Genomic DNA, 25476 nt, shown 5'->3' on the forward strand with positions numbered 1-25476 from the left:
GACTGCTGCACTGGGCCGGTCCCGAACCACCGTGCACAGAACGGACGTTCATGCCCCGCACACCCTTTCCCGATCGGCTCGGCACCATCGGCGTCATCGCCGTCATGCTCGGGATCTTCGCCATCGTCACGACGGAGATCCTGCCGATCGGCCTGCTCACCTCCATCGGCGCCGAGTTCACCGTCTCGGACGGCCTCGCGGGCCTGATGATGACCATGCCGGGTTTCCTCGCCGCCGTCGCCGCCCCGCTGGTGACGACGGCGACGGCCCGGGTGGACCGCCGCCGGATGCTGGCCGCCTTCATGCTCCTGCTCGCCCTGGCGAACGCCCTGGCCGCCGCGGCCACCGGCTTCTGGCTGATGCTGGTCTCACGCGTCCTGGTGGGCGTCACCATAGGCGGCTTCTGGTCGATCGGGGCGGGCCTGGCCGAGCGGCTGGTCCCCGCGCACCGGGTCGCCCGCGCGACCTCGGTGATCTTCGCCGCCGTCCCGCTCGGGTCGGTGCTGGGCGTCCCGGCCGGTACCCTCATCGGCGAACTGGCGGGCTGGCGGACGGCCTTCGCCGTCCTCGCCGTCCTGTCGGTCGCCGTCCTGGCCCTCCTCCTCGCGGCCGTACCGCCACTGCCGCCCACCGGCACCACCAGCCTGAGCGCGATCGGCACGGTGGCCCGCCGCCCGGGCAGCCGCTTCGCCCTGCTGCTCACCGTCCTGATCGTGCTGGCCCACTTCGGCGCCTACACCTACGTGACGCCGTTCCTCGAACAGGTCACCCACGCGGGCCCGGGCCTGGTCACCGTCCTCCTGCTGCTCTACGGCGCCGCCGGCATCCTCGGCAACTTCGCGATCGGCGCCCTGGTCTCCCGCCGCCCCCGCCTCGGCTTCGCCGTCGCGGCGGGCCTCCTGGCGGGCGCCACCGCGCTGCTGCCGGTGCTGGGCGGCTCGAAGGCGGGCGCGCTCGCGCTGCTGGTCGTGTGGGGCGTGGCGTACGGGGCGGTGCCGGTGGCGTCCAGGACGTGGTTCGCCCGGGCGGCCGCGGACGCGCCGGAGGAAGCCTCCGTCCTGTTCACGGCCTCGTTCCAGGCGACGATCTCCCTCGGCGCGCTCGCCGGGGGCGCCGTCGTGGACCGCGCCGGGGTCTCAGCGGTGATGCTCCTCGCCGGCCTGACCGCCGCCCTGACGCTCATCGCCCTCTTCACCCTCCAGCGCCGCCGCGAGCGCGGCCACGTTGGCCTCCAGATGCGCGACCCGCGTCGTCCCGGTGAGCACGACGGCCCGCCGGAACGCGCCCGCGTGGAAGGCGAACGGATTCACCGGGGCGCCCGCCAGCGCCCCTGACGCCATCGGCCGGTTCAGCAACGGCAGGGCCGCCCGCTCCCGCTCCCCCTCCCCGTACACGGCCGCGAACCCGACCCCGGCCCCGTTCCCGTTCGCGTTCGCGGAGGCGTTCGCGGGGAACTGCACGGTGTCGAAGACCTCCGCGTCCAGCGCCGCCCGCAACGCCTCCTCCGAGGAGACGCTCACCCCGACCGCCCCCACCTCGCCCGAGCCCCTCAGCCCCTCGAACCAGCCGAGCAGCCGCTCGTCCCGCAGGTCCTCGACGGTGCACTTGTGCAGCTGGAGCAGGTCGACCCGCCCCAACAGCCGCCGCGACCGCCCGTAGCTCTCCTCCAGCGCCCCGACCGAGTGGTCCGGCGCCCCACCGCCCTCCGGCGCCGGCCAGGTCTCCCCGCACTTCGTCGCCACCAGCAGTTCCCCGCGCCGCGCCGCGGGCAGCGAGGCCCGGTACTCCCCGAGCACCGCCTCGCTCCGCCCGTACGCGGCAGCGGTGTCCAGCACCCGCACGCCCAGCTCCAGCGCCCGCTCCAGCAGCGCCCACGCCTGCTCGGGGCCGCACACCGCCGAGTCCGGCCGGGGCCACGGCCGCCCGATCCCGATCAACCCGAGCCCGAGCTCGACCCCCGTCACCGCGCTGCCGAACCGACCGATCCCCGCCATGAAACCCCCGACCGAGAGAGCAAAACGGCCGGTCGACTGTTGAGTCGACCGGCCGTTCTCTGTGCGCGAGGGGGGAGTTGAACCCCCACGCCCTTTCGGGCACTGGAACCTGAATCCAGCGCGTCTGCCTATTCCGCCACCCGCGCATCTGGGTGATGGGTTAAGCATAGACCATGCTCAGGGGTGCTTCTGACCACGGGGACATGGCCGCGGTCCCGTCCCTCCGGGGCCTACGGAAGGTCGACCGGCCCGTAGCAGGCCGCGTCCCGGCCGGTGGCCGGTGCCCGGTCAGCGCGGGACACCTCCGCCCCGTACCTGAACTCCTGACCCGCACAAGCAAATTCGTGCCCGTAACACCTGCAACCGCCGGACACCCGCCAGGCGCCTGATAGGTACGCACCGAGCGCACCACCGGCCCGGCAGGACGCTGCCGCACCACCGCTCGGCGCCCCGGACAGCAGCGACTTCGAGAAGGACTTCGAGGGGATGGGCACATGAGCGACCGCGCGACCGCGTTCGACCGGATGATGAACCCGTGGGCCTACGACGACAACGGCGAGCTCACCGCCCGGGCCCGCGCCCAGGAGACGGCCCGTACGCAGCTCAACTCCGCCCGCAGCAGCGCCGGCACCGGCTTCAGCGCCGACACCGGCGCGCTCACCACCGCCGCCGGCAACGCCGAGCAGATCCACGGCCGCCTCACCACCGACGGCCACTCCGCCGACGAGGCCACCGGCAAGGTCGCCACGGCGCTCGCCGACTGGGCCACCGGCAAGGCCGCGAAGACGGCCGCCACCAACTGGGACCAGTGCGTCGACGCCCTCGCGAAGACCATCGGCGAGACCTCCCAGGCCCTGCGCGCCACCGCGGCCAACTACCAGCGCCAGGACGCCGCGCTGCGCCGCCACATGACCTTCTGACGGCACCGCGAGCCGCACGACGGGGGAACACACACGCTCATGGTCGACTTCCACACACTCAGCACCGCCGACTTCGCGAGCCTCGACACCGCCGCCAACGCCTGGACCACCGTCGCCCAGAAACTCCGGACGATGGACGAGGACTGGAAGCAGACGGTCACCAGCCGCTTCGAGGCCGGCAGCGGCACCTGGTCGGGCGCCGTGTCGGACCTGGCCCGCCCCAAACTCGCCTTCACCAACCAGCAGTTGACGGCCGCTGCCGGTGAGGCCGACGCCTTCGCCAAGGTGTTCAGGGACGCCGCCACCGAATTCCGCGCCGCCCGCGCCAAGTTGGACAAGACCCTCGCCGACGCCCGCACCACCGGGCTCGGCGTCACCGACACCGGCGCCGTCACCTGGCCGCGCGCCGACGCCGCCACCCGGCACGACGTGGACGGCTACAGCGCCTACCTCCAGGAGTGGCAGCCCAAGGCCGAAGCCGCCCGCCACGCCATCGATGCCGCCGTCGCCGAGGCCACCGCCGCCGACGAACGGCTGGCCGCCCTGCTCACCACGGACGCCAAGACCGACGCGACCCACACCTTCAACTCCGTCGCCGCCTTCGCGGACGCCGACCGCGCGGCCGCGCTCCTGCGCAAGGGCGGGGACATCAGCGACACCGAACTCGCCGAACTGACAAGGCTGCTGGACACCGACTGGCGCGATCCGGCCTTCTCCACCCGCTTCTACCAGGACCTCGGCCCGGACGGCCTCACCTCCTCCCTGTTCGGCATGCTCGGGGACCCGAAGAAGCGCCCCGGCGGCCCGAAGGACCCGCGCTGGGCGGCCTACAACTCCCTCCAGGACCGGCTCGGACTCGCCCTGGCCACCGCCACCCGCCAGACCAACGAGCCCCACCTGTCCGACGATTGGGCCACCGCCTTCCGCGCGGCGGGCACGAAGGTGGCGACCCCGTACCCGCCGCCGAACCCCCAGCTCATGGGCTACCAGCTGCTCGCCCCGCTGCTGACCAGCGGCGACTACGACCCGCACTTCCTCGTCCCGGTCGCCGAGCACATCACCCAGCTGGACGCGGGGCTCAAGGGCAACTGGCCGCTGCTGGACATCGCCGGGATGCCGCCCGGCTCTATCCCGATCACCGACCAGCCGACCACCGACCTGCTCACCGCCCTCGCCCACAGCCCGGCCGCGTCCAACGAGTTCTTCACCAGTGCCCACACGGCCTACCACAGCGACGGCACGGTCGATCCGGCTCCGAACGCCAAGCACAAGCCCGCCGACTATCTCGACTACTACGTCCACGAGAAGGACTGGCAGGACATCGCCACCGATCCGGACAACCGGAAGAACCGCGGCGTGGCCGCACTCGGCAGCGCCCTGGAGTCCGCGACGAAGGCCGACCCGCTGCACCTGCCGGCCACCGGCCACGACAAGAACGAGGCCGACCTGATGAAACGGGTCGTCGACATCTTCGGCACGCAGGGAGGGGACGGCGCCCTGGGCGACATCATGAACGGCGACGGCAAGCTGTCCGCGCTCAAACCGAGCCTCGCCCGGATGGGCGCCGACTACATCGCGGACGTGCAGCGGGCGATGGTCCCCGGCAGCAACCTCCCCAACAGCGGCTACCCCGTCGCCTTCGAGTCCACGGCCACGAAGAGCCTGCTGGAGGCTCTGGGCCGCGACCCGGACTCGTACGCCATCGTCGCCAACGCCAACCAGGGGCACACGGCCGCCGTCCTCCAGCAGTACATCTCCGGGGCCGACAAGGCGGATCTGTCGCTGGTCACGCACATCAAGGAGGCCACGTACTACAGCGGGGTGGTGGACGGACACCTCAGCGAATCGCGGGTCATCGGCGTACACGACCAGCACATCGCGTCCGACCAGGCGTACAACGACGCGCTGGACAGGAATGGCAGGTACGCGCAGGCCGGCTTCGACAAGGCGCTCAGTCTGGTACCGCACGGAGACAAGCTGACCGCGCCTGCGGACAAGCTCTTCGCCATGCTGATCGAGTCCAACAAGATCGACACCACGCAGGTCGCCGTGCAGGACGGCAAGGTCTTCTTCAACGGCGCCGGCGACAGCCTCACCAGCGGGGTCCAGCAGGCGATCACCGATGCTGCGGCCAACTCCCGCCTCAGCCCGGCGGATGTACAAGCGCTCATCACCGAGGGCAAGATCGACGCCGACACCGGCTTCTCGAAGGGCGCGGTGTACAACCTCGTCGTCAACGCGAAGGGCAGCGGCGGATAGGACCGAGCGGCCCGCCGGGTCCGAGGGTCGGACCCGGCTGGCGGCTTCAACGACTGGAATGCAGCACCGGCTCGACGTGCGTCCCGTTGGGAGATGCCCGCGAGCCTAGGGTCCGGTGAGCCTCAGGTGCCACCAGGGCCACCTGGGAGCGTCGAACCAGCCACCGAAGAGCCGCCGGGTGGCGTACGGGTCCGGGAGCGTACGGCGCTCGAACTCCGCGTCGAGCCTGGAGACGATCCGGTTCAACTCCCGCCGCGCGGAGGGCGGTAGAGCGCAGAGCATGGCCTGCACCTGATCCCGCGCATCGAGCACGTCGTGGCAGGGGCAGTCGGCGAGCGGCACGTAGAGCCACCGCCCTGGTCGTCGCAGGAACTGCTCGTACCGGCCGAGCGCCTCGCTCAGGCACCCGGGCGAGAACCGTGCGGCTTCGAGGCGCCGTACGGCGGCCCGGGAGCTTCGCTTCATGCCTCGTACTTGGCTGAACGGCTGGCCCTGTCGGCCCCGGACCGCCCGCGTCTGGGCGCGCAACGCGCCGGGCGACCTACGCGGCATCGCCCTTTCGGAGAAAGATCATGCGCCCAGCCTGGCATGCCCGACCCGGGCCTGTCGCCCCGATTTACGCGTCCGTGGGGCGGGTGAAGCCGTAGGAACGCTCGACCTTGGCGACGTGGAGGGAGTACGAGGAGTACCAGTGCTCGCGGCCGGCCTCGCGGGCGAGGGTGTGCTCGAGGTTCTCGCGCCACGCGGCTATCGAGGCTTCGTCCTTCCAGTACGAGACCGCGATCCCGAGGCCGTCCGCGCCGCGAGCGGAGTCGATGCCGAGGTAACCCGGCTGCTCGGCGGCCAGTGCCGACATCCGCTCGTTGACCTCCGCGTAGCCGTTGTCACCGGGCGTGCGGACGGCGGTGAAGATGACGGCGTAGTACGGCGGTTCGGGCAGCGACGCGGGCACGGGCACGGTCATGCCGAAAGCTCGCCCGCCGCACCCACCAACCCCTGCGCGCCGCCCGCGCCGTCTGCGCGGCTCTCGCCATCCCCGCCGCCGAAGCCGACCGCCGCCTCGACGACTGCTACCACGCCCTCCTCGCCGACCCCCGCCCCAACAGCGAGCACGACACCGGCGAACTCCTCGAAGCCCTCGGCATCTTCGACATCCCCAAACAACTCGACGACCGCGAAACCGCCATCGTCGACCTCCTCCACACCGCCATCGACGCCCTCGGCGGCATCCGCGCCGGTCACCTCCACGGCCTCACCCGCTGGATCACCACCGGCAACCTCACCACCGCCTACCTCTCCCTCACCGCCGCCCAACCCCTCCCCCGCACCGGCAACCCCACCCACTACTGGACCACCCTCACCACCGCCGGCGAACTCCTCCTCGCACAGCCCTCCCCCGACCCCCGCCTCACCTACGCCCTCACCCAATGCCGCCTCAACGCCACCCGAGCCACCCGAGCCACCCGGTGACCCACAACCCACCGCGCCCTACGCCTCCATCGCCGCCCGATCCGACTCGCTGCGCAGCACGCAGAACTCGTTCCCCTCCGGATCAGCGAGCACGGCCCACCCCGACCCGTCCGGATTCCGCCGATCAGCGACCAGCGTCGCCCCGAGGCCCAGCAACCGCTCGACCTCCTCCTCCCGCGTCGACAGCGGCCGCAGACACAGGTGCAGCCGGTTCTTCACCGTCTTCGGCTCGGCCACCTGGCTGAAGTACAGCACCGGCCCCTCCGCCAGCTCCACCTGCACCTCGTGATCCCCGGGCCCGTCCCCCTCCCCCAAGGGCCGCCCGGTCACCTCACTCCAGAACAGCGCCAGCCCATACGCATCCGCACAATCAATCGCGACGTTCTGCACCACGGAAACCATGCCCGCCACCCTCCCCCACATCCCCCTCCCCCGCCACCCCCCAGCCCGTCCGCACGAATCACCGGCCACCAGGCACGGCCTCCCTCCCGGGCGCGAACTGCGCGCAACGACAGCGCGGCAACGCACGGGCTCGGGCCGCCGGTCAGGAAAGCTGGCTGCGTCCCCTCGATCCCGTGCCGCTCGCGATCAGTTGACCAGCCCCGCTCGTCAGGCTCGCCCGGGCTGCGATCATGAAGGCATTCTTGTGCTCTTCCAGGTACTCGTTGGCCTCCACGTCACCGATCTCCCGCCAGACCGCCTGGTTGAGTGCGCGTCCGTAAGCGCGGGCGGGCGCCTCCAGAGCCGGGTCGCAGAGCAGGACGACCCCGCGATCAGCCGTCCAGAGCTTGGTCATGACGGCTTGCGCCCTGGTCATCCAGCCGTCCTCGTCGGCACCCCATGGTTCCGGGCGGGCGTAGGCCACCCGCTCGGCGAGCTGGGCGCACGCGAGGAACTCCTGTATCGCCTGTATCTGCTCGGCCCGGCGCGTCTCGGCGGTCGCTGCCGCCTGTCTCCTCTCCTCCGCCCGATCCGCCGACCGCTGGGCGGCACGCTGAGTGAACGCTGTCAGCGCCCCGCCGAGCACCACACCCGCGAGCGAGAACGCCGATGCCCACAATTCCCCCGCCATGCCAACTCTCCCCTCGCGGAACGCCCTTGCACATCAGCATGCGCGTCCTCTCCTACCGGCCGATCGAGCTGTCCCCGACCAGGCATACCCGGATCGGTAAGCCCAGACCGTTCGCATCTGCGAGAGGGGCTGTCCGCTGCCGAGCCTCCCTACGCCAGGCTCAGCAGGTGGTCGGTGGGGGCGTAGTCGATCTTCCAGTCGACGTAGATCCCCGGCTGCCCGTCCTCCTGGCACCGCAGGCCCACGGTCACCCAGCGGACCGAACCGTCGTCGCCGAGTTCGAACCCGACCGCCGCCTCGAACTCCTCACCCCCGCAAGGGCAGCAGGCCATGCCCGGGTCGACTTCCTCCCAAACCTCCTCGCTGTCGGCGATGTACGCCGGGTTGTCGCAGGCGCAGCACACCCGCCCGGCCGCGCCCTGCTCGTCGTCGACGAACACGCGGAACCGGCGCCCGCCGCACCCCTCGCACACGGAGGCGACGACGTTCACGGGGCGGTCCCCGGCAGCATCCCGGAGGAACTCCGTGAGCTCGGCCGAGACGCCCTCCCCTATCCGATCATCAGCATGCACAAGCTTCACCCCTCGACGGGCGCCCCGTGGTGGCGCTGGTAGTGGCGGGCCGCGCGGGCCCGGTTGCTGCAGGAAGCCTTGCAGAACTCCTGCCGCCCGTGCTCCTTGAGGAAGTACCGCACGCACCGGGGTGCCGTACAGGCCCGCAGCCGCGCCACGTCCGGGCCGCTCAGGAACGCCATCGCCGCCCGCGCCAACGCGGCCGCCAGGCCGCTGCCCCCCGCTCCCACCGGGCGCAGCCGTACCGCCGGAGCACCGTCCCGCGGCCAGTCGAGCCGGGGGACCACCGGGCACCCGGCCGCGGCCGCGTTCAGGCGGGCCACCGCCTCGTCCGCCGGGAGCAGCCGGCCCGCGTCGGCCCGGCTCGGCGGCGCCGGGCTCACCGCGCGCGCCAGCAGCGCCCGCAGCGCGGCCCGTACGGCGAGCACCTGCTCCCGGTCCCCGTCGTCGGCGCGCGCCCCGGCGTACCCCTCCGCAGTGAGCAACTCCCTTACGACTATGAGCCATTCGGCCAGGCCACCGGCCTCCGCGAGGTCGTCCGCGACGCCGCCGTTGCCGTCGTGCCGGATGGTGCCCGCCAGCTCAAGGGCCAGGTGCCGACTCGTCGCCACGGTCCTTCCGCCTCCCAGCGCTCTTGATCATCACGTCGGCGACAGTCTATCGTCCTAACGGTTTCACCTCCATTTACCGTTAGGTACGACGACAAGGCGACCCCATGCCCCTCCTCCTCGCCCAGATCAGCGACCTCCACCTCGACGGCACCGACCGGGCCCGCGAACGCGCCACCCGCGTCATGGACTACCTGCGCGCCCTGCCGACCCCCGTCGACGCGCTGCTCGTCACCGGCGACATCGCCGACCACGGATCACCCGCCGAGTACGAGGAGGCCGCCGGGCTCCTGGCCGCGCCCTTCCCCGTCCTCACCTGCCCGGGCAACCACGACGCCCGGGGGCCGATGCGCACCGGCCTCCTCGGGGAACCCTCCTCGGGCGGACCGATCAACCGCCTCCACCGGGTCGGCGGCGCGGCGATCCTGATGTGCGACTCCAGCGTCCCGGGCGAGGACGACGGGCTCCTGGACGACACCACCCTCGCCTGGCTCGACTCCACCCTCGACGAACTCCCGCCCGGAACCCCGGCGTTGCTCGCCTTCCACCACCCGCCGGTCACGCTGCACCACCCGCTCCCGGACGGCTACCCGCTCCAGAACGACCAGGCCCTCGCCGCCCTCGTCGCCCGCCACCCCGGGGTGGCCGCCCTCCTCACCGGCCACGCCCACACCCCGGCCGCCACCACCTTCGCGGGCCTGCCCGTCATCGTCGGCCCGGCGATCACCTGGACCCTGCGTCTCCCCTGGGAAGGCGACCAGCCCGCCGACCGCGACCAGCCCCCGGCCCTCGCCTTCCACATCCTGGACGACCGGCACCGCCTGGCCACGCACTTCCGCGTGGTCCTGCCGTGAGGCTCCTGCCCGTCCTCGCGTACCTCGCGGCCGTAGCCCCGCTCATCGCCACCCCGGGCACCAGCCTCGCCCTCCTCACCCACCGGGTGAGCACGGACGGAAGCCGCGCGGCCGTACCCGTCATCCTGGGCACCGTCACGGGCCTGTACGTCCACGCGACCCTCGCGGGGCTGGGCCTCTCCACCCTGGTGATGCGCTCGACCGAGGCGTTCACCGCGATCCGCCTCACCGGCGCGCTCTACCTCCTCGGCCTCGGCATCTGGACCTGGCGCTCAGCCGGCACCCCTCACCACCCCCGGCCTCCCGCACGCACCGACCGCTCCACCTACCGGCAGGCCCTGCTCGGCAACGTCCTCAACCCGAAGGCCGCCTCGATCTTCCTCACCCTGACCCCCCAGTTCCTCACCCCCGGACACCCCGTCCTCCCCCAGATGCTCCTGCTCACCACCGCCCAGGCCCTCCTCCTCACCACCTGGCTCCTCCTCTGGACCCCCTTCCTCACCCGCACCACCCCCACCCTCCGCCCCCTCCTCACCCGCCTCACCGCCGCCACCCTCATCACCACCGCCCTCCACACCGCCATCCCCTGACCCCGGTCGCGCAGGAAGTCGGCGTGGCCGACTTCCTGCGCACCACCCCTCTAAGGCCCCACCCCGCCGCCCCCGCGCACCACACGGCAACGGAAGCAGCCAACGCCGAGCCAACGGACAGCCCTCGCACAGGAAGTCGGGCCGCCGACTTCCTGTGCAACCACATGCCAACAGCCAGCCCGGCCGAAGGCCAGAGGGCGATCGACGCCGGGCAAGCAGACGGCCCCTGCGCGGGAAGTCGGCCACGCCGACTTCCCGCGCACCCACGAGCAGCGAAGCCAACCGCCGTTGGCGAGTGGGCGGCATTCGGGCAGAAGGCCAGCCGCCCAGGAAGTGGGGTCGAGCCGTAGCGCGCCGATACCGAGAAGCCTCTGCACAGGAAGTCGGCCACGCCGACTTCCTGCGCCCGCTCCCCCATAATCGGCACATGCTGAGACTCGGTTCCATCGTGCTGGGGGTCGCCGATCTGCCGCGTGCGGCCGCGTTCTGGGAGGCGGCGCTGGGCTATGTGCCGCGGGAGGCGCCTCAGGAGGGGTGGGTCGTGCTGGTGCCGGCGGAGGGGGGCGGCGGGGTGCAGATCGCTCTGGGGGTCAGTGAGTCGCCCGTGCAGGAGCACCCCCGGGTGCATCTGGATCTGTACGCCGGCGATGCCGCCGAGCAGGCTGCCGAGGTCGAGCGGCTGCTCGCTCTCGGGGCGCAGCACGTCGACTGGGACCTCTACCCTGAGGATCCCGACTTCGTCGTGCTTGCCGACACCGAGGGGAATCGTTTCTGCATCATCGACACCTCTCACCCCTGACCACCCCCCGCAGGAGCCACCCATGAGCAGCGCCGCCCGCTACCTCTACCTCGCCCGGCACGGGGAGGCCTTGCCGGACGAGAGCGGGCTCTCCGAGCGCGGGGAGCGGCAGGCGGAGCTGCTCGGGCGGCGGCTGGCGGGGCGGCCGATCTCCGCCGTGCATCACGGCCCGCTGGCCCGCGCCGCGCAGACGGCGCGGCTGGTCGCCGGGCATCTCCCCGACGCAAGCCCCTCCGCCTCCGAGTGCGCCGGGGACTACGTCCCGTACGTGCCCGAGCGGGCCGAACTGCCCGCCGACAGTGCCGACTTCCTCCTGGAGTTCCTCTCCCGCACCACCCCGGAGGAACGCGAGCAGGGCCCGGCCCTCGCCGCGCAGGCGGTGGAGCGCTTCACCGGCCCCGTGCCGGGTGACCAGGTGCGCCACGAACTCCTCGTCACCCACAACTTCCTCATCGCCTGGCTGGTCCGCCACGCGCTCGGCGCCCCGAGCTGGCGCTGGCTCGGGCTGAACCACGCCAACACCGGCCTCACCGTGCTGCGGTGGACGCCCGGGCGGCCGCCCGCCGTCCTGCTGCACAACGATCAGCGGCACCTGCCCGCCGACCTGCGCTGGACGGGCTTCCCTGCCGACCACCACCTCTGAGCGGGGTCAGCTCGGCCGGTCCGCGAGCTTGAGCCAGACGACCCCCGCGATGATCAGCGCGAGCCACCCGGCCTGCACGGCCGTGAGCCTCTCGTCGAACAGGACGGGGCCGAGCAGCGCCGCGCCCACCGAGCCGATCCCGGCCCAGACCGCGTAGCCGATCCCGACCTCGATCGTGCGCAGCGCGGCGCTCAGCGCCCACAGCGTCAGCAGGAAGAACACGACGGCGACCAGCGACCACCACAGCCGGGTGAAGCCGTGGCTGCCGCCGACGCAGAGCGCGTAGCCGACCTCGAAGGCGCCGGCGAGGAGGAGCATGAGCCAGGAGTCGACCGAAGGGCGACGGACGCTGTCGGTCGCAGTAGCGGTGTCGGACATGGGAACGGTTCCTTTCGTCGATCGTACGAGGAAGCGGGCGTAACCCTCAGGCCGCGCCGCTCAGTTGCAGCCCGACGACGCCCGCGATGATCACGGCGACACCGAGCGCCTTGCGCCAGTCCAGGCGCTGCCCGAAGAACAGCGCGCCCAGCAGGGTGATGCCGACGCCCGCGACGGACGTCCAGATCGCGTAGCCGACGCCGACGTCGAAGGTCAGCAGCGCCTTGCTGAGGAAGTACGTGCCGATGGCGCCGCTAATCAGGGTCGCGGCCGTCCAGCCGCGGTGCTTGAAGCCCGCCGCCTTGCCCGCCGCGATGGCGACGGCGATCTCGAAGACGTCGGCGATGGCGAGGTAGAGCCACTGCATGGGTGTCCCCCCGGGAACGAGAAGCATGTAGTTGCTTGTACGTGCATGTTCTTGGAGGCCGAACAGAGCCCAGGCTCCGATCAGCCGAACACCAGAAGCTTGCATGAGCAAGCATCAGCTCGTCAAGACGGACTCAGCTCTGCGCCACCCGCAACGCCTGGACGGTCGCCGCCAGTTCGGGATCGCCCATGGCCGTGTTCAGCGCCGAGGACAGCACCTCCGCGTACGTCGCCCGGGCGACCTGGTAGCGGTCGCGGCCCTCGTCCGTGATGACGGCGTAGACGCCGCGCTTGTCCGTCGGGCACAGGTCCTTGAAGGCGAATCCGGCCGCCTCCAACCGCCCCACCAGCCGCGTCACCGAGGACTGCCCCAGGCCCACCCGGTCCGCGAGGTCCTGCATGCGCAGCTCGCTCGACTCGGAGCGGTGCAGGTGCTCCAGCGAGCGGTACTCCGACAGCCCTATCCCGTGCCGGCGCTGCAGGGCCGTGGCCAACTCCCGCTCCACACGCGCGTGCAGCGCGAGGACTCGCCCCCAGGCGGCCTGGTCGGACGTGCGCGCGGGTGCGTCGGGTGCCGTCGCCATGGCGCCTCCTCCTCACTGTGGACAATGCCGCCAGAGTACATGCACATACAAACAACATCCCGCCTCCGGCCCTGACGTCCGGCGGATGTCCAGCGACGACTACCTCTGCCACCTCGACCCGGAGTTTTCACCCCAAGGTGGGGTTTGGCTCAACACCCGACCCACCGGCTGCCGAGAAGCCAACGGGGTGGCGGCGCTGAGGGCCGCCACCCCATCACCGGACGCCGCCACCGGACACCGCCGCCGAACCCCCGTCCGATCACACCATCGCGATGGTGACCTCCCCCACCCACGCCAGGAGTTGATCTCCCCACCACCCCCGTAGTCGGATGAGACGACCACCCCGACGAAGGAAGTCACACCGTGGACGAGACGAGACCCTCCCGGACCGCGCTCTTCGAGGAGCACCGCCCCCACCTGCGCGCCGTCGCGTACCGGATGCTCGGCTCGATCACCGAGGCCGAGGACGCCCTCCAGGAGGCGTGGCTGCGCTACGACCGCACCGACACCTCCGAGGTGACGAACCCGGGCGGCTGGCTGACCACCGTCGTCTCCCGCGTCTGCCTCAACCTGCTGCGCGACCGCGCCCAGCGCCGCGAGGACCCCCTCGACCCCGGCACGGGCATCCCCGACCCGCTGCTGCGCCGCGAGGGCGTCGTCGACCCCGAGCAGGAGGTGCTGCTCGCGGACTCGGTGGGCCTGGCCCTGATGGTGGTGCTGGAGTCGCTCTCCCCCGCCGAGCGCGTCGCCTTCGTCCTGCACGACCTGTTCGCGCTGCCCTTCGAGGAGATCGCCCCGCTGATCGAGAAGACCGCCGCCGCCACCCGCCAGCTCGCCAGCCGGGCCCGCCGCAAGGTGCAGGGGCAGGCGCCCGCGCCGGACCGCGACCTCGGGCGGCAACGCACCGCCGTGAACGCCTTCTTCGCCGCCGCCCGCACCGGGGACCTGGACGGGCTGCTCGCCGTCCTCGACCCGGACGTGGTGCTGCGCTCGGACGGCGGCGCCGTCATGGCCCGGCACACCGTGGTGCTCGCCGGCGCCGCGACGGTCGCGGGCCAGGCGGTGCTGTGGGGCAAGCTGTCGCCGTTCGCCCGCCCGGCGCTGGTCAACGGCACCGCGGGCGCGGTGGTCATCGGCGACAACGGGCGGGCCCTGTCGATCATGGCGTTCACGGTCGTGGAGGGCTCGATCACCTCGATCGAGGTCATCACCGATCAGGAGCGCCTGGCCGCGATGGACCTGTCCGCCTTCCGCTGACGGAAACCCCTCAGCGCCCGACCGAACCGTCCAGCTGCTCCCGCAGGATGTCCGCGTGCCCGGCGTGCCGACCGGTCTCCTCGATCAGGTGCACCAGCACCCACCGCATCGAGGGCCCCTCGGCGTCGTCGGGGCGCAGGGAGCGCACGCCGGGACGGTCGAGGCCCGGGGCGAGAGCGCCCGCCGCCACCGCGTCGGCACGGGCGGCCGCGTCGCGGTAGGCGGCGATGGCCGAGACCACCGTCCAGCCGTCGAGCGGGAGTTCGTCCGACTCCTCGGGCCGCTCGCCCAGCCCGGCGTACGCCCACTCGAACCAGTTGAGCTCGACGACGGTCAGGTGCCGGACGAGCCAGAGCAGGCTGGTGCCGGAGGCGACGCCGGGGCGCCTGGCGTCCTCCTCGGAGAGGCCGTCCAGCTTGCCGATCACCGCCTCGCGCAGGTACCCGAGGAAGCCGAGCAGCGTCGTCGCCTCATCGGCGTTGAGCGAGGGCGGGCGCACATCGGAGCCGCCGCGGAAGAACACCGTGTCATCGGTCACGAGCGCCCACCCTAGGGCGTACGGGACGTCACCACCCCTGGGAGGAGACCCAGTCGGCGAGGTGCCGGGCGCAGTCGTCGACCGACTCCTTCCAGGTGTGCCCGGCGCCGTCGCCCGCCTCGTCGCTGACGTGCTTGACGAGCCGCACCGGCACCCCGGCCCGGTGGGCGACGGTGGCGACGGCGTAGCCCTCCATGTCCACCAGGTCCGCGTGCCGCGCCAGCCGCTCGCGCGCGGCCTCCTCGGAGACGAACAGGTCCCCGGTGGCGAGCACCGGCCCGTCACCCTTGGAGACGACCAGCGGGGCGCCGTAGTTACGGCCGGTGAGGGCGTACAGGGCGGGGGTGTCCAGGTCGTGCTGGATCACCTGGGCGATGTGGTGGGTGCCCTCCAGGCCGGGGCGCAGCGCGCCGGCCGTGCCGAGGTTGACCACCTCGGAGGGCTTCTCGCCCTGGGCGAGGACGGTGGCCAGCGCGACGGCGGCGTTGACCTTGCCGATCCCCGTGAGCAGCACGGGCAGGCTGTCGTCGAGGTACGCGGCCTCCTCGCGGACGGCGACGACGAGCAGCGGGCGGTCGGGGGCGATCGTTCCAAGCAGGCGCATGGGGCCATCGTACGGAGCGGGGGCCGCCGCGCCCCGGATCCCGGAGCCGGATCCCGGAGCCGAATTGCAGAACCGGGTTGCGGACCCCGATGTTCCGGCGGGTTCAGGGAACCGCGTAGGGTGCAGCCCGCGTCGGACGGAACGCCACGGCACGCCACGGGAGGGACACCGTGCGGGCACGGCACACGAACCGTGCGCGACATGCTCAAGATCCACGCAAGTCGGGTGTGGCCGGGGGGAGTCACGGCCATACTGCTGGCAACGGCCGGGTGCCCGAGGGCGGGCCCGGCAGAGGGGGAGGGTGAGGCGGGTGGCGACACCAGCAGGCAACGGCGCACCTGGCGCCGCAGGACCGGCACCGAACACTGCGCCGAACGCAGCACACGGCACGGCACCGAGCCCGGCATCGAGCCCGGCATCGAGCACGGCACTGGCGGTACCGGGGGGCACCGCACCCACCGCGACCACCACACCCGCCGCCATGGCCACCACGGCAACCACGCAGCCCAAACCCCCCGCCCCCCGCACCCCCGTCGCCCTGGCCACCGGCGTCGGCACCCGGCTGTCCCGGGCGACCCGCACCGCGCCCGGCCGCCTGCGGATCGCCGGCGCCCTGCTCGCCACGCTCACGATCGCCTTCGGCGCCCTCACCGCCTGGCAGTTGGAGACCCGCGCCCAGGCCGCCGACCGCGTGGTGGGCTACAGCCAGCCGCTGAGCCGGGACGCCGCCGAGATCCACCGCAGCCTGGCCGACGCCGCCACCACCTCCGCCTCCGGCTTCCTGCTGGCCGGCGCCGAGCCGAAGGCCGTCCGGGAGCGCTACGAGGCGGACCTGGGGACGGCCTCCCGGCTGCTCTCCGAGTCCGCCGCCCGCACCAGCACCACCTCCACCTCCCCCGCCCGGGACACCCTCTCCGAGCTGAACCAGCAACTGCCCGTCTACGCGGGCCTGGTGGAGACGGCGCGCGCCGACAACCGGCAGGGCATCCCGCTCGGCGGCGCCTACCTTCGCTACGCCTCCGAGCAGATGCAGACGGTGCTGCTGCCGGCCGCCGCCCGGCTGCGCGACATCGAGGACAAGGAGCTGGCCGCGGACTACGCCGAGGCCGAGTCCTGGCCCTCCGCCGCGTACGGCCTGGCGCTGGTGACCCTGCTGGCGCTGGTCTGGGTGCAGCGGCAGCTGTACCGCCGCACCAACCGGGTGTTCAACATCGGCCTGCTGGCAGCCAGCGCCGCGATCCTCGCGGGCGGGCTCTGGCTCACCACCACCGGGATGACGACCAGTTCAGCGCTCAAGCGCAGCGACCACGACGGCGCGACGCCGCTGCGGGCGCTCAACTCGGCCCGGGTGGACGTGCTGTCGGCCCGGCTGTCGGAGAACCTGCACCTGGTCGCGCGCGGCTCGACCGGCAAGTACCTGACCCAGTGGGACGAGGCGACCAAGCGCCTGGCCGGCACGGACGGCCCGGACGTACGCCTCGCCCTGCGCAAGGGCTCGATCCCGGAGGCGTACCGGATCGGCCCGACCGCCTCGGCCAAGCCGCTGGAGGAGGCCATCGCGGCCTACGACCAGTGGCGGCAGAAGCACGACGTGGCCCACGCGCTGGAGGTCGACCGGGCCGACTACGACGGCGCGCTGAAGGCCACCGTGTCGGAGACGGACACCACCGGCACCGCCGACGCCGCCTTCAAGCAGACCGACGAGGCCCTGGAGCGCGCCGCCACGGCCGAGCAGAAGCTGTTCACCGACGCCGCCGAGGGCACCGGCGACGACCTGCGGATCGCCGCCGTCGCCGCCGCCGTGCTCGCCCTGGTCGCCGCGGCCTCCGCGCTGCGGGGCCTGGGCCGCCGACTGGCCGAGTACCGCTAAAGAGGGGGACGGACTCAGATGCGAAGGACCACCGCACGCACCCGGCCGGCCGCCGCGCTGGCGCTGCTGACCGCCGGGGCGATCGTGCTCGCCGGCAGCGGCCCCTCGGGCGCCGCGCCCACCACCCCCGTCGCCGAGAGCGCGCCGCAGGCCGTTCAGGAGGTGACGGACGACAACTGCGACGTGTACAAGAGCGTGCCGCCGAGCACCGAGGACGGCCCGGCGGTGAAGGTCATCAAGGCCAAGCGCCAGCTGGTCATCGGTGTGGACCAGAACAGCTTCCGCTGGGGCGCCCGCAACCCGAACAACGGCCAGATCGAGGGCTTCGACATCGACCTGGCCCGCGCCATCGGCGCCGCGATCATCGGCGACCCGGACAAGGTGATCCTCAAGCCGGTGGCCACCGCCGACCGCGTCGACGCCGTCCAGAAGGGCCGGGTCGACCTGATCGTGCGCACCATGACGATCAACTGCAAGCGGATGGAGCAGGTCGCCTTCTCCAAGCCGTACTTCAACATCAGCCAGCGCATCCTGGTGCCGAAGACCTCGACGGCGAAGACGCTCCAGGAGGCGATCAAGGGCCACACGGTCTGCGCCGCCAAGGGCTCCACCGCCGAGGCCTTCCTGACCAAGGACGCGACGGCCGCCAAGCTCGTCCCGGTCGAGAACCAGCTGGACTGCCTGGTGCAGCTGGAGCTCGGCAAGGTCGACGCCATCATGACGGACAACGGCCTGGCGGCCGGTCAGGCCGCCCAGGACCAGGCCGTGAGGATCCTCGACGGCGAGGTCCAGCCGGAGGTCATCGGCGTCGCGATGCTCAAGACCAGCCCCGATCTGACCGCCAGGGTCAACCAGGTGCTCGCCGACTACTACAACAGCGGCGCCTGGCGGCAGTCCTACGACCGCTGGCTCAAGCCGTACATGGTCAACGAGGCCGACCGCTACTGGCCCGGCCAGCACTGAGCAGGACACCGAGCAGGACACTGAGCAGAACACCGGGCAGGACACCGGGCAGAACACCGGCCGGGGCTCGGACCGGCGCGGGCGGGCGGCGCGTTCACGCGCTCTTGACGCCCACCGCCCGCGCCGCCCCGACGGCCACCGGCTAGGGTTCGGGACGATCACCGCGGGCAGGCCCGTGGTGGACGACGACGGGGGTTGTCGTGCGACCACGCGTCACCGACGCGCGGGCGCACGGCCGCATGTGAGGAAGGAAGGACACCGCGGTGGCGGCATCGGCTGGCCCGGTACTGAGCCGGGAGGAGGTGGACCGCGCGCTCGCCCGCCTCGGCGCGGAGCGCGACGCGGTCGAGTCGGCGCTGCTCGCGCTCCAGGACCACCCGGGCCTGCGGCTGCTCGACGGCGCCGAGCTGACCGGGCGCACCCAGGAGCGCTGGGCCGTCGCCGGAAAGGGCCTGCCGCTGCTGTGGGCGCTGTTCGACCGCTACTCGGAGGCGCTGGCCTCCGCACGCGCCGTCAGGGCCCGCAAGGTCAAGCCCGGCGCGCCCGAACTCGCCGAGCTGAGCGAGCTCTTGACGGGCGACGCGGTGACCGTCCCCGGCGGCGCGGTGCCGGACGGGCCGCAGCTGCTGGGCGCGCCCGCCAAGCTGGTCGAGCGGATCAGCCTGGACGCGCTGATGACCCGGATGAACTCCTGGTACGCCAGCGTGCTGGAGGTGGTCAGCGCCGCCGACGCCGTCTGGTCCGCGCTGCCCGCCCGCATCGACCTGCTGCTGGCCGAGCTCAGCCGGGTGCAGACCCTGGCCCTCTCGCTCGGCGTCCGCGCCGGCAGCCACCCCCTCGGCGACGACCTGACGGCGCTGGCCGCCGACCTGACGGCGCTGCGCACCGAGGTCCGCGAGGACCCGCTGGCGCTGTGGCGCCCGGCCCGGGTGCCCGCCCAGCGCGGCACCGTCCCGGAGGGCACGGCCTTCGCCACGCCCACCGGCGTCGTCGACACCGAGCGCTTCGACAACGCCGGCCGGGCCCTGGACGGCGTCCGCATGGAGCTCGAGGACGTCCTGCGGCTGCGCGACGACGCCGAGGAGCGCCTCCAGGGCGTCGGCGACCTGCTCCAGCGGGCCGACGCCACCTTGGCCGAGGCCCGCCGGGCACGCGGCGAGGTGCTGGCGAAGATAGCCTCCAGCGACGTCCCCGCCGTCCCCGGCCCGGCCTCGGCGCTGCGCGAACGGATCGTCACCGCGCTGGAGTTGCGCCAGAGCGGGCAGTGGGGCCGGCTGGCGCCGCTGCTGGACGCGCTGGAGGACGCGGCCGCCAAGGAGCTGGACCGGGCCCGGCAGTCGCTCACCGAGGTGACCCAGCCGCTGGCCGTCCGCGCCGAACTGCGCGGCCGGCTGGACGCGTACAAGGCCATGGCGGCCCGGCTGCGGGTCGCCGAGGACCCGGAAGTGATCGAACGGTACGAGAAGGCGCGCTGGCTGCTGTGGAGCGCGCCCTGCGACCTGCGGGCGGCGGCCGCCGCGGTGGCCCGCTTCCAGCAGTCGCTGCGGCCGGCCCAGACCGAGGCCGACGCACAGGCGCAACAGGCACAGCAGGCGGCACAGGCAGGGGAAGCGACCGGCTGGACGCCGGTCGACGGACAGGTTCAGGGGGGCTGAGGTTGATGGGCGAGACCTGCGTACGTCCGGAGTGCTCCGGCAACGGCAGCATCGACGCGGACGGCTACTGCGACGAGTGCGGCCTGGCGCCCGTGGGCGCGACCGGCACCACGGGCAGCACCGGCACGAACACCGGCAGCAGTAGCACGGGAGCCGGCTCCCCCTGCCCGAGGGACTGCTCCGGCACCATCGACGCGGACGGCTACTGCGACGAGTGCGGCCTCACCGCCCCCGGCCTCACCGCCCCCGGCCTCACCGCCCCCGGCGCGGGAACGACCGGCAGCACCCAGCCCTACATCCCCTCCGCCCGCGTCGCCCCCGACTCCGCCCGCAGCGGCTCCGTCCGCTCGATGTCGGCCCGCACCGGCTCGGCCCGCTCGATGTCCGGCCGCTCCCGCTCCCACCGCTCCACCCGCACCGGCAGCAGCCGCTCCGTCTCGGTGCGCTCCACCCGCCCCACCGGCAGCGTCGGCACCCGCAACCGCCTGGGCGCGGGCCTGGTCACCGTCCCCACCGTGGCGACGGCCGACCCGGCGCAGGCCGTCCTCGCCAACCCCGAGGTGCCCGAGCGCAAGCGGTACTGCTCCAAGTGCGAGTCCCCCGTGGGCCGGGAGAAGAACGGCCGCCCCGGCCGCCCGGACGGCTTCTGCACCAAGTGCGGCACGCCGTACTCCTTCACCCCGAAGCTGCGCCGCGGCGACCTGGTCGGCGGCCAGTACGAGGTGGTCGGCTGCCTGGCGCACGGCGGCCTGGGCTGGATCTACCTGGCGGTGGACCGCCGGGTCAACGACAAGTGGGTGGTCCTCAAGGGCCTGCTGGACACCGGGGACGAGGACGCGCTGGCCGCCGCCGTCGCCGAGCGCCGCTTCCTCGCCGAGGTCGACCACCCCAACATCGTGCGGATCATCAACTTCGCCGAGCACCCGGACCTGCGCACCGGCTCCACCGACGGCTACATCGTCATGGAGTACGTCGGCGGCAAGTCCCTCAAGGACATCGCCAACGAGCGCCGCACCCCGGACGGGCGCCGCGAGCCGCTGCCCGTCGAGCAGGCGATCGCGTACGCCCTGGAGGCGCTGCCGGCGCTGGGCTACCTGCACAGCCGGGGCCTGGTCTACTGCGACTTCAAGATCGACAACGCGATCCAGAGCGGCGACACGCTCAAGATCATCGACATGGGCGCCGTCCGCCGCTTCGACGACGAGGGCGCGATCTACGGCACCATCGGCTACCAGGCCCCCGAGATCGCCACCGACGGCCCCTCCCCCGCCTCCGACCTCTACACCGTCGCCCGCACCCTCGCGGTGCTCACCTTCGACTTCCAGGGCTACAGCACCACCTACCGCGACTCCCTGCCCGGCCCGGAGGAGGTCGAGGCGTTCGCCCGGTACGAGTCCTTCTACCGCTTCCTCGTCCGCGCCACCGACCCCGACCCGGCCCGCCGCTTCTCCTCCGCCGAGGAGATGGCCGACCAGCTCACCGGCGTGCTGCGCGAGATCCTCGCCCTCCAGGACGGCCAGCCCCGCCCCGCCCTCTCCACCCTCTTCGGCCCCGAGCTGCGCGTCGTGGACACCGAGTTGGTCCTGCCCGCCGAGCAGCCCGGGCAGCTGCGCCTGGCCCCGCTGGACCCGGCGGGCGCCGCCCTGGCCCTGCCCGTCCCCCGGGTCGACCCGGGCGACCCCAACGCCGGCTTCCTCGCCACCCTCCTGGCCACCGACCCCGAGGAGGCGCTCGCCGCCCTGGCCCCGCTCGGCGACTCCGTCGAGAAGCGGCTGCGCGAGCTGCGCGCCCGGCTCGAACTCGGCCGCCCGGCCGAGGCCCTGGAGACCCTCCGGGCCCTGGAGAGCGAGCACCCCGACGACTGGCGGGTCGTCTGGTACCGGGGCCTGCACGCCCTGGTCACCGCCGCCGCCGCGGCCGCCGAACCCGAGCCCGCGCTGCGCGCCGCCGCCGAGGCCTTCGACGCCGTCTACGACGCCTTCCCGGGCGAGGCCGCCCCCAAGCTGGCCCTCGCCGTCTGCGCCGAACTGCTCGGCGACGGCGGCGACGCGGCCGAGTTCCACCGCCTGGTCTGGACGACCGACCACTCCTACCTCGGCGCCGCCTTCGGCCTGGCCCGGGTCCGGCTGGGCGAGGACGACCGGTCCGCCGCCGTCGCCGTGCTGGAGTCCGTCCCCGCGACGTCCAGCCACTACACGGCCGCCCGGATCGCCGCCGTCCGCGCCCGGCTGCGCGAGCGCCCCGCCACCGACGACCTCACCGCCGACCTCACGGCCGGCTCCGCGCAGCTGTCCGCCCTGCGGCTGGACGACCTGCGCCGCGAGGAGCTGTCCGTCGAGGTGCTGGAGGCCGCGCTCGGCTGGATCGGCGCCGGATCGCCCAGCGCCCGGCAGAACGCCGGGTCGACGACCGTCCTCGGGCGGCCGGCGGTGGACAGGGAACTGCGCTTCGCCCTGGAACAGTCCTACCGGGTACTCGCCCGGCTGGCCGGGCGGGCGGAGAAGAGGATCGAGATGGTGGAACGGGCCAACCGCGCCCGCCCCAGGACGTGGGTGTAGCCGATGCCGCAGCAGACCGAGTGCCCGAACTGTTTCGAGCCGATGGACCAGGAGGACGCCTTCTGCAACCGGTGCGGCGCCGGCCGGGACGGGCGGACGGCTCCGGGCGCCATGCCCGCGAGCTGGGCCTCCGCCCAGAACGCCCAGAGCACCCAGAGCACCCAGAACGCCCGGAACGCCGCCCCTCCGGAGGCCGTCCCCGCCCAGCGCGGTCCGGTCTGCGTGCACTGCGGGCAGCCGCGGGTCACCCCCGACGGCTACTGCGAGGGCTGCGGCGGCGCCCAGCCGCGCCCGCGCGACCACATGGAGAAGGCCCTCGCGGGCGTCGCCGGGGTCAGCGACCGCGGCGTGCGCCACCACCGCAACGAGGACTCCTTCACCGTCGCCGCCACCTCCCTGCCCGGCGGTGAGCCGGTCGTGGTCGCGGTGGTCTGCGACGGCGTCTCCTCCTCGGACCGCCCCGACGAAGCCTCCGAGACGGCCGTCGACGCCGCCTCCGAGTCGCTGCTCTCCTCCCTGGAGGCCGGCCGCGACCACGAGGAGGCCATGCGCCAGGCCATCGCCGACGCCGCCAAGGCCGTCGCCGACCTCGCCACCGACGGCTCCGCGCCGCTGCGCCCCGAGATCAACGCCCCCGCCTGCACCTACGTCAGCGCCATCGCCGCCGGCGGCCGGGTCACCATCGGCTGGGTCGGCGACACCCGGGCGTACTGGATCCCGGACGACCGCGCCGCCGCCGAGCCCTACCGGCTCACCCAGGACGACTCCTGGGCGGCCCGGATGGTCGAGGCCGGGCTGATGGGCGAGGCCGAGGCGTACGCCGACCCCCGCGCCCACGCGATCACCGGCTGGCTCGGCGCCGACGCCGAGGAGGTCCTGCCGCACACCCTGGTGTTCACCCCCCACGTGCCCGGCGTGCTGCTGGTCTGCACCGACGGCCTGTGGAACTACGCCGAGGCGGCCACCGACCTGGCCTACTTCGTCCGCCCGGACGCCCGCACCGAGCCCCTCGCGGCCGCCCAGACCCTGGTGAAGTTCGCCGTCGCCGCCGGCGGCCACGACAACATCACCGTCGCCGTGCTGCCGATCGATCCGCCGCCCGCGGCCGTCGAGGAGGCCGAGCAGACGCCCACCGCGCTGGACCTGCCGATCCTCAGGCGGCCCGCCGCCCCGGCGCCCCTCGACGGCGACGAGGAGGACTACGAGCCGACCCTGCCGGACCTCCCGGTGATCGGCTCCCCCGCCGCCCCGCTGCACTCCACCCCGCTGCCGCCCACGCCGCCCGCGCCCCCGGCCGTCCCGGCCACCGGCCCGGTGCCGCCCGCGCAGGCCCCGGCCGCGCCGCCCACCGCGCCGCCGCCGCCTCCCCAGCCCCCGCACCCGCCGACGGCCTGACGGACCACCCGACGGTCCGCCGCCCCGGGCCCCGCGCCCGCCCGGCGGACCGCCCCACAGACCCGCTCACATCCACCACGCACCCGACGGGAGCCACCGCCCCATGGCCACACTGGCGAAGCCGAACCTGCCCCGGTTCGACGTGGAGATCTTCCAGAACGAGTACCTCGCGGACGGCGCCCGCGAGGTGAACGCGATCGTCACCGTGACCGCCACCGGCGGAGGCACCACCGGCGGCCGCCCCCTCAACATCGCCGACGCGGGCACCCCCGGTGCCGACACCTCGGCCGCCGTGGTGATCCTGGTCGACTGCTCGGGCTCGATGGACTACCCCAAGACCAAGATCAACGGCGCCCGCGAGGCCACCGCCGCCGCCATCGACGCCCTGCGCGACGGCACCGCCTTCGCCGTCGTCGCCGGCACCCACGAGGCCCGCGACATCTACCCCGGCGACGGCACCCTGGCCACCGCCTCCCCCGCCACCCGCGCCCAGGCCAAGGAGTCGCTGCGCCGCCTCACCGCCGCCGGCGGCACCGCCATGGGCACCTGGCTGGCCAAGGCCGACCAGCTCTTCCTGACCCGCCGGGACGTCTCCATCCGCCACGCCATCCTGCTCACCGACGGCAACAACGAGCACGAGTCCGCCGAGGACCTGGCCCGCACCGTCGAGCGCGTCTCGGGCCACTTCACCGCCGACTGCCGCGGCGTCGGCACCGACTGGCGCATCGACGAGCTGCGCAGGATCTCCTCCGCCCTGCTCGGCACCACCGACATCGTCGCCGAGCCCTCCGGCCTCGCCGAGGACTTCCGCTCGATGATGGCCGGCGCCATGGGCAAGCAGGTCGCGGACGTCGCCCTGCGGATCTGGACCCCGGCCAACGCCACCGTGAAGTTCGTCAAGCAGGTCGCCCCCGCCGTCGAGGACCTCACCGCCCGGCGCAGCGAGTCCGGCCCCCGCGCCGGCGACTACCCGACCGGCTCCTGGGGCGACGAGAGCCGCGACTACCACGTCTGCGTCGAGGTCCCGGCCGCCTCCGTCGGCAACGAGATGCTCGCCGCCCGCATCAGCCTGGTGCTGCCCCCGCAGATCTCCGGCGGCACCCCCGAGGTGCTCTCCCAGGGCCTGGTCAAGGCCGTCTGGACGGACGACCTCGCCTCCTCCACCCGGATCAGCCCCCAGGTCGCCCACTACACCGGGCAGGCCGAGCTGGCCTCCTCCATCCAGGAGGGCCTGGAGGCCCACCGCGCCGGGGACGTCGACCGGGCGACCTCCAAGCTGGGCGCCGCCGTGCGCATCGCCCACGCCACCGGGAACGAGGGCACCTACAAGCTCCTCCAGAAGGTGGTCGACGTGGTCGACGCGAAGGAGGGTACGGTTCGGTTCCGTAAGAACGTGAGCGAGGCCGACTCGATGACCCTTGAGACCCGGTCCACCAAGACGGTACGTGTGAAGAAGAAGTGACCGCTGAAGACGTGGCCGGGCCGACCGCCCGGCGCGACGCCGCCCCATACCGGCTCGACGCGCTC

Annotated in this window: 26 protein-coding genes, 1 tRNA gene and 1 pseudogene; 14 read left to right on the forward strand and 14 right to left on the reverse strand. The window is 73.3% G+C overall.

What is annotated here, in order from left to right:
• Window positions 1–50: 50 nt before the first annotated feature.
• On the forward strand, window positions 51–1334 hold the full coding sequence (locus ACIBCA_RS30625) for an MFS transporter (RefSeq protein ID WP_396286283.1): 1284 nt from the start codon (window positions 51–53) through the stop codon (window positions 1332–1334).
• A 135-nt stretch (window positions 1335–1469) separates the two neighbouring features.
• On the opposite strand, the pseudogene ACIBCA_RS30630 reads toward ACIBCA_RS30625, so the two are convergent.
• Window positions 1470–1994 (reverse strand): annotated as a pseudogene (locus ACIBCA_RS30630) (aldo/keto reductase); the annotation flags it as partial.
• A 62-nt stretch (window positions 1995–2056) separates the two neighbouring features.
• A tRNA-Leu gene (locus ACIBCA_RS30635) sits at window positions 2057–2140 on the reverse strand.
• A gap of 348 nt (window positions 2141–2488) precedes the next feature.
• On the opposite strand from ACIBCA_RS30635, the gene ACIBCA_RS30640 reads away from it, so the two are divergent.
• Both ACIBCA_RS30640 and ACIBCA_RS30645 read left to right on the forward strand, forming a co-directional pair.
• The gene (locus ACIBCA_RS30640) at window positions 2489–2914 is read left to right on the forward strand and encodes a hypothetical protein (RefSeq protein WP_396286284.1); all 426 of its coding nucleotides are present in this window, start codon (window positions 2489–2491) and stop codon (window positions 2912–2914) included.
• A 39-nt stretch (window positions 2915–2953) separates the two neighbouring features.
• Window positions 2954–5173: a hypothetical protein gene (locus ACIBCA_RS30645; RefSeq protein WP_396286285.1), complete on the forward strand. Its 2220-nt coding sequence runs from the start codon at window positions 2954–2956 to the stop codon at window positions 5171–5173.
• 105 nt (window positions 5174–5278) lie between these two features.
• Here ACIBCA_RS30645 and ACIBCA_RS30650 read toward each other — a convergent pair whose 3' ends face one another.
• The 7 genes from ACIBCA_RS30650 to ACIBCA_RS30680 all read right to left on the reverse strand — a co-directional run bounded on the left by ACIBCA_RS30650 (window position 5279) and on the right by ACIBCA_RS30680 (window position 8898).
• The gene (locus ACIBCA_RS30650) at window positions 5279–5638 is read right to left on the reverse strand and encodes a hypothetical protein (protein ID WP_396286286.1); all 360 of its coding nucleotides are present in this window, start codon (window positions 5636–5638) and stop codon (window positions 5279–5281) included.
• A 151-nt stretch (window positions 5639–5789) separates the two neighbouring features.
• Window positions 5790–6137 (reverse strand): antibiotic biosynthesis monooxygenase family protein, encoded by a 348-nt coding sequence (locus ACIBCA_RS30655; RefSeq protein WP_396286287.1) that lies wholly within the window; start codon window positions 6135–6137, stop codon window positions 5790–5792.
• On the reverse strand, window positions 6134–6421 hold the full coding sequence (locus ACIBCA_RS30660) for a hypothetical protein (protein WP_396286288.1): 288 nt from the start codon (window positions 6419–6421) through the stop codon (window positions 6134–6136). Before ACIBCA_RS30660 ends, ACIBCA_RS30655 begins: the two co-directional genes overlap by 4 nt.
• Before the next feature lie 240 nt (window positions 6422–6661).
• Window positions 6662–7045, reverse strand: a complete 384-nt coding sequence (locus ACIBCA_RS30665) for a VOC family protein (protein ID WP_396286289.1) — start codon at window positions 7043–7045, stop codon at window positions 6662–6664.
• 142 nt (window positions 7046–7187) lie between these two features.
• Window positions 7188–7715, reverse strand: a complete 528-nt coding sequence (locus tag ACIBCA_RS30670; RefSeq protein ID WP_396286290.1) for a hypothetical protein — start codon at window positions 7713–7715, stop codon at window positions 7188–7190.
• A 149-nt stretch (window positions 7716–7864) separates the two neighbouring features.
• Entirely contained in the window at window positions 7865–8206 is a 342-nt protein-coding gene (locus ACIBCA_RS30675; RefSeq protein ID WP_396286291.1) for a hypothetical protein, read from the reverse strand.
• Between the two features lie 86 nt (window positions 8207–8292).
• Window positions 8293–8898 carry an ABATE domain-containing protein gene (locus tag ACIBCA_RS30680; RefSeq protein ID WP_396286292.1) on the reverse strand — a complete coding sequence of 202 codons (606 nt, stop codon included), beginning with the start codon at window positions 8896–8898 and terminating at the stop codon, window positions 8293–8295.
• A gap of 104 nt (window positions 8899–9002) precedes the next feature.
• Here ACIBCA_RS30680 and ACIBCA_RS30685 point away from each other — a divergent pair, with 104 nt between their 5' ends.
• The 4 genes from ACIBCA_RS30685 (at window position 9003) to ACIBCA_RS30700 (ending at window position 11781) form a co-directional block, all read left to right on the forward strand.
• Window positions 9003–9749, forward strand: coding sequence for a phosphodiesterase (locus tag ACIBCA_RS30685; protein ID WP_396286293.1), 747 nt, complete (start codon window positions 9003–9005; stop codon window positions 9747–9749).
• Window positions 9746–10339 (forward strand): LysE family translocator, encoded by a 594-nt coding sequence (locus ACIBCA_RS30690; RefSeq protein WP_396286294.1) that lies wholly within the window; start codon window positions 9746–9748, stop codon window positions 10337–10339. The genes ACIBCA_RS30685 and ACIBCA_RS30690 overlap by 4 nt, the downstream gene beginning before the upstream one ends.
• A gap of 427 nt (window positions 10340–10766) precedes the next feature.
• Window positions 10767–11138, forward strand: a complete 372-nt coding sequence (locus ACIBCA_RS30695) for a VOC family protein (RefSeq protein WP_396286295.1) — start codon at window positions 10767–10769, stop codon at window positions 11136–11138.
• 22 nt (window positions 11139–11160) lie between these two features.
• Window positions 11161–11781, forward strand: a complete 621-nt coding sequence (locus tag ACIBCA_RS30700) for a histidine phosphatase family protein (RefSeq protein ID WP_396286296.1) — start codon at window positions 11161–11163, stop codon at window positions 11779–11781.
• Window positions 11782–11787: 6 nt separating this feature from the next.
• On the opposite strand, the gene ACIBCA_RS30705 is transcribed toward ACIBCA_RS30700, so the two are convergent.
• From ACIBCA_RS30705 to ACIBCA_RS30715, 3 genes are all read right to left on the reverse strand, one after another.
• Entirely contained in the window at window positions 11788–12159 is a 372-nt protein-coding gene (locus ACIBCA_RS30705) for a DMT family transporter (protein WP_396286297.1), read from the reverse strand.
• Window positions 12160–12205: 46 nt separating this feature from the next.
• Window positions 12206–12526: a DMT family transporter gene (locus tag ACIBCA_RS30710; protein WP_396286298.1), complete on the reverse strand. Its 321-nt coding sequence runs from the start codon at window positions 12524–12526 to the stop codon at window positions 12206–12208.
• 133 nt (window positions 12527–12659) lie between these two features.
• Entirely contained in the window at window positions 12660–13109 is a 450-nt protein-coding gene (locus tag ACIBCA_RS30715; protein WP_396286299.1) for a MarR family winged helix-turn-helix transcriptional regulator, read from the reverse strand.
• Window positions 13110–13472: 363 nt separating this feature from the next.
• On the opposite strand from ACIBCA_RS30715, the gene ACIBCA_RS30720 reads away from it, so the two are divergent.
• Window positions 13473–14366: a sigma-70 family RNA polymerase sigma factor gene (locus tag ACIBCA_RS30720; RefSeq protein ID WP_396286300.1), complete on the forward strand. Its 894-nt coding sequence runs from the start codon at window positions 13473–13475 to the stop codon at window positions 14364–14366.
• A gap of 10 nt (window positions 14367–14376) precedes the next feature.
• Here the strand turns inward: ACIBCA_RS30720 and ACIBCA_RS30725 are convergent, their stop codons facing one another.
• Together ACIBCA_RS30725 and ACIBCA_RS30730 are read right to left on the reverse strand one after the other, a co-directional pair.
• Window positions 14377–14904: a DinB family protein gene (locus ACIBCA_RS30725; RefSeq protein ID WP_396286301.1), complete on the reverse strand. Its 528-nt coding sequence runs from the start codon at window positions 14902–14904 to the stop codon at window positions 14377–14379.
• Between the two features lie 28 nt (window positions 14905–14932).
• Window positions 14933–15508, reverse strand: coding sequence for a nucleosidase (locus ACIBCA_RS30730; protein WP_396286302.1), 576 nt, complete (start codon window positions 15506–15508; stop codon window positions 14933–14935).
• 481 nt (window positions 15509–15989) lie between these two features.
• On the opposite strand from ACIBCA_RS30730, the gene ACIBCA_RS30735 reads away from it, so the two are divergent.
• The 6 genes from ACIBCA_RS30735 to ACIBCA_RS30760 all read left to right on the forward strand — a co-directional run bounded on the left by ACIBCA_RS30735 (window position 15990) and on the right by ACIBCA_RS30760 (window position 25411).
• Window positions 15990–17378: a hypothetical protein gene (locus tag ACIBCA_RS30735; protein ID WP_396286303.1), complete on the forward strand. Its 1389-nt coding sequence runs from the start codon at window positions 15990–15992 to the stop codon at window positions 17376–17378.
• 18 nt (window positions 17379–17396) lie between these two features.
• A complete protein-coding gene (locus ACIBCA_RS30740) occupies window positions 17397–18341 on the forward strand; it encodes a glutamate ABC transporter substrate-binding protein (RefSeq protein WP_396286304.1) in 945 nt (314 codons plus the stop codon).
• Window positions 18342–18604: 263 nt separating this feature from the next.
• On the forward strand, window positions 18605–19996 hold the full coding sequence (locus ACIBCA_RS30745) for a hypothetical protein (protein ID WP_396286305.1): 1392 nt from the start codon (window positions 18605–18607) through the stop codon (window positions 19994–19996).
• 5 nt (window positions 19997–20001) lie between these two features.
• A complete protein-coding gene (locus ACIBCA_RS30750; protein WP_396286306.1) occupies window positions 20002–22554 on the forward strand; it encodes a tetratricopeptide repeat protein in 2553 nt (850 codons plus the stop codon).
• Window positions 22555–22557: 3 nt separating this feature from the next.
• The gene (locus tag ACIBCA_RS30755; RefSeq protein WP_396286307.1) at window positions 22558–23949 is read left to right on the forward strand and encodes a protein phosphatase 2C domain-containing protein; all 1392 of its coding nucleotides are present in this window, start codon (window positions 22558–22560) and stop codon (window positions 23947–23949) included.
• 103 nt (window positions 23950–24052) lie between these two features.
• The gene (locus tag ACIBCA_RS30760) at window positions 24053–25411 is read left to right on the forward strand and encodes a VWA domain-containing protein (protein ID WP_396286309.1); all 1359 of its coding nucleotides are present in this window, start codon (window positions 24053–24055) and stop codon (window positions 25409–25411) included.
• Window positions 25412–25476 lie beyond the last annotated feature (65 nt).

This window comes from Kitasatospora sp. NPDC051170, assembly GCF_044455705.1.
GTDB lineage: Bacteria > Actinomycetota > Actinomycetes > Streptomycetales > Streptomycetaceae > Kitasatospora.

Bases quoted from the DNA above. Each gene is read 5' to 3' on its own strand.
- ACIBCA_RS30735 (WP_396286303.1), top strand. From the start codon at position 15,990: ATGGCCACCACGGCAACCACGCAGCCCAAACCCCCCGCCCCCCGCACC.
- ACIBCA_RS30655 (WP_396286287.1), bottom strand. From the start codon at position 6,137: ATGACCGTGCCCGTGCCCGCGTCGCTGCCCGAACCGCCGTACTACGCC.
- ACIBCA_RS30750 (WP_396286306.1), top strand. From the start codon at position 20,002: ATGGGCGAGACCTGCGTACGTCCGGAGTGCTCCGGCAACGGCAGCATC.
- ACIBCA_RS30645 (WP_396286285.1), top strand. From the start codon at position 2,954: ATGGTCGACTTCCACACACTCAGCACCGCCGACTTCGCGAGCCTCGAC.
- ACIBCA_RS30760 (WP_396286309.1), top strand. From the start codon at position 24,053: ATGGCCACACTGGCGAAGCCGAACCTGCCCCGGTTCGACGTGGAGATC.
- ACIBCA_RS30755 (WP_396286307.1), top strand. From the start codon at position 22,558: ATGCCGCAGCAGACCGAGTGCCCGAACTGTTTCGAGCCGATGGACCAG.
- ACIBCA_RS30685 (WP_396286293.1), top strand. From the start codon at position 9,003: ATGCCCCTCCTCCTCGCCCAGATCAGCGACCTCCACCTCGACGGCACC.
- ACIBCA_RS30665 (WP_396286289.1), bottom strand. From the start codon at position 7,045: ATGGTTTCCGTGGTGCAGAACGTCGCGATTGATTGTGCGGATGCGTAT.
- ACIBCA_RS30650 (WP_396286286.1), bottom strand. From the start codon at position 5,638: ATGAAGCGAAGCTCCCGGGCCGCCGTACGGCGCCTCGAAGCCGCACGG.
- ACIBCA_RS30715 (WP_396286299.1), bottom strand. From the start codon at position 13,109: ATGGCGACGGCACCCGACGCACCCGCGCGCACGTCCGACCAGGCCGCC.
- ACIBCA_RS30710 (WP_396286298.1), bottom strand. From the start codon at position 12,526: ATGCAGTGGCTCTACCTCGCCATCGCCGACGTCTTCGAGATCGCCGTC.
- ACIBCA_RS30695 (WP_396286295.1), top strand. From the start codon at position 10,767: ATGCTGAGACTCGGTTCCATCGTGCTGGGGGTCGCCGATCTGCCGCGT.
- ACIBCA_RS30730 (WP_396286302.1), bottom strand. From the start codon at position 15,508: ATGCGCCTGCTTGGAACGATCGCCCCCGACCGCCCGCTGCTCGTCGTC.
- ACIBCA_RS30640 (WP_396286284.1), top strand. From the start codon at position 2,489: ATGAGCGACCGCGCGACCGCGTTCGACCGGATGATGAACCCGTGGGCC.
- ACIBCA_RS30740 (WP_396286304.1), top strand. From the start codon at position 17,397: ATGCGAAGGACCACCGCACGCACCCGGCCGGCCGCCGCGCTGGCGCTG.
- ACIBCA_RS30700 (WP_396286296.1), top strand. From the start codon at position 11,161: ATGAGCAGCGCCGCCCGCTACCTCTACCTCGCCCGGCACGGGGAGGCC.
- ACIBCA_RS30670 (WP_396286290.1), bottom strand. From the start codon at position 7,715: ATGGCGGGGGAATTGTGGGCATCGGCGTTCTCGCTCGCGGGTGTGGTG.
- ACIBCA_RS30625 (WP_396286283.1), top strand. From the start codon at position 51: ATGCCCCGCACACCCTTTCCCGATCGGCTCGGCACCATCGGCGTCATC.
- ACIBCA_RS30705 (WP_396286297.1), bottom strand. From the start codon at position 12,159: ATGTCCGACACCGCTACTGCGACCGACAGCGTCCGTCGCCCTTCGGTC.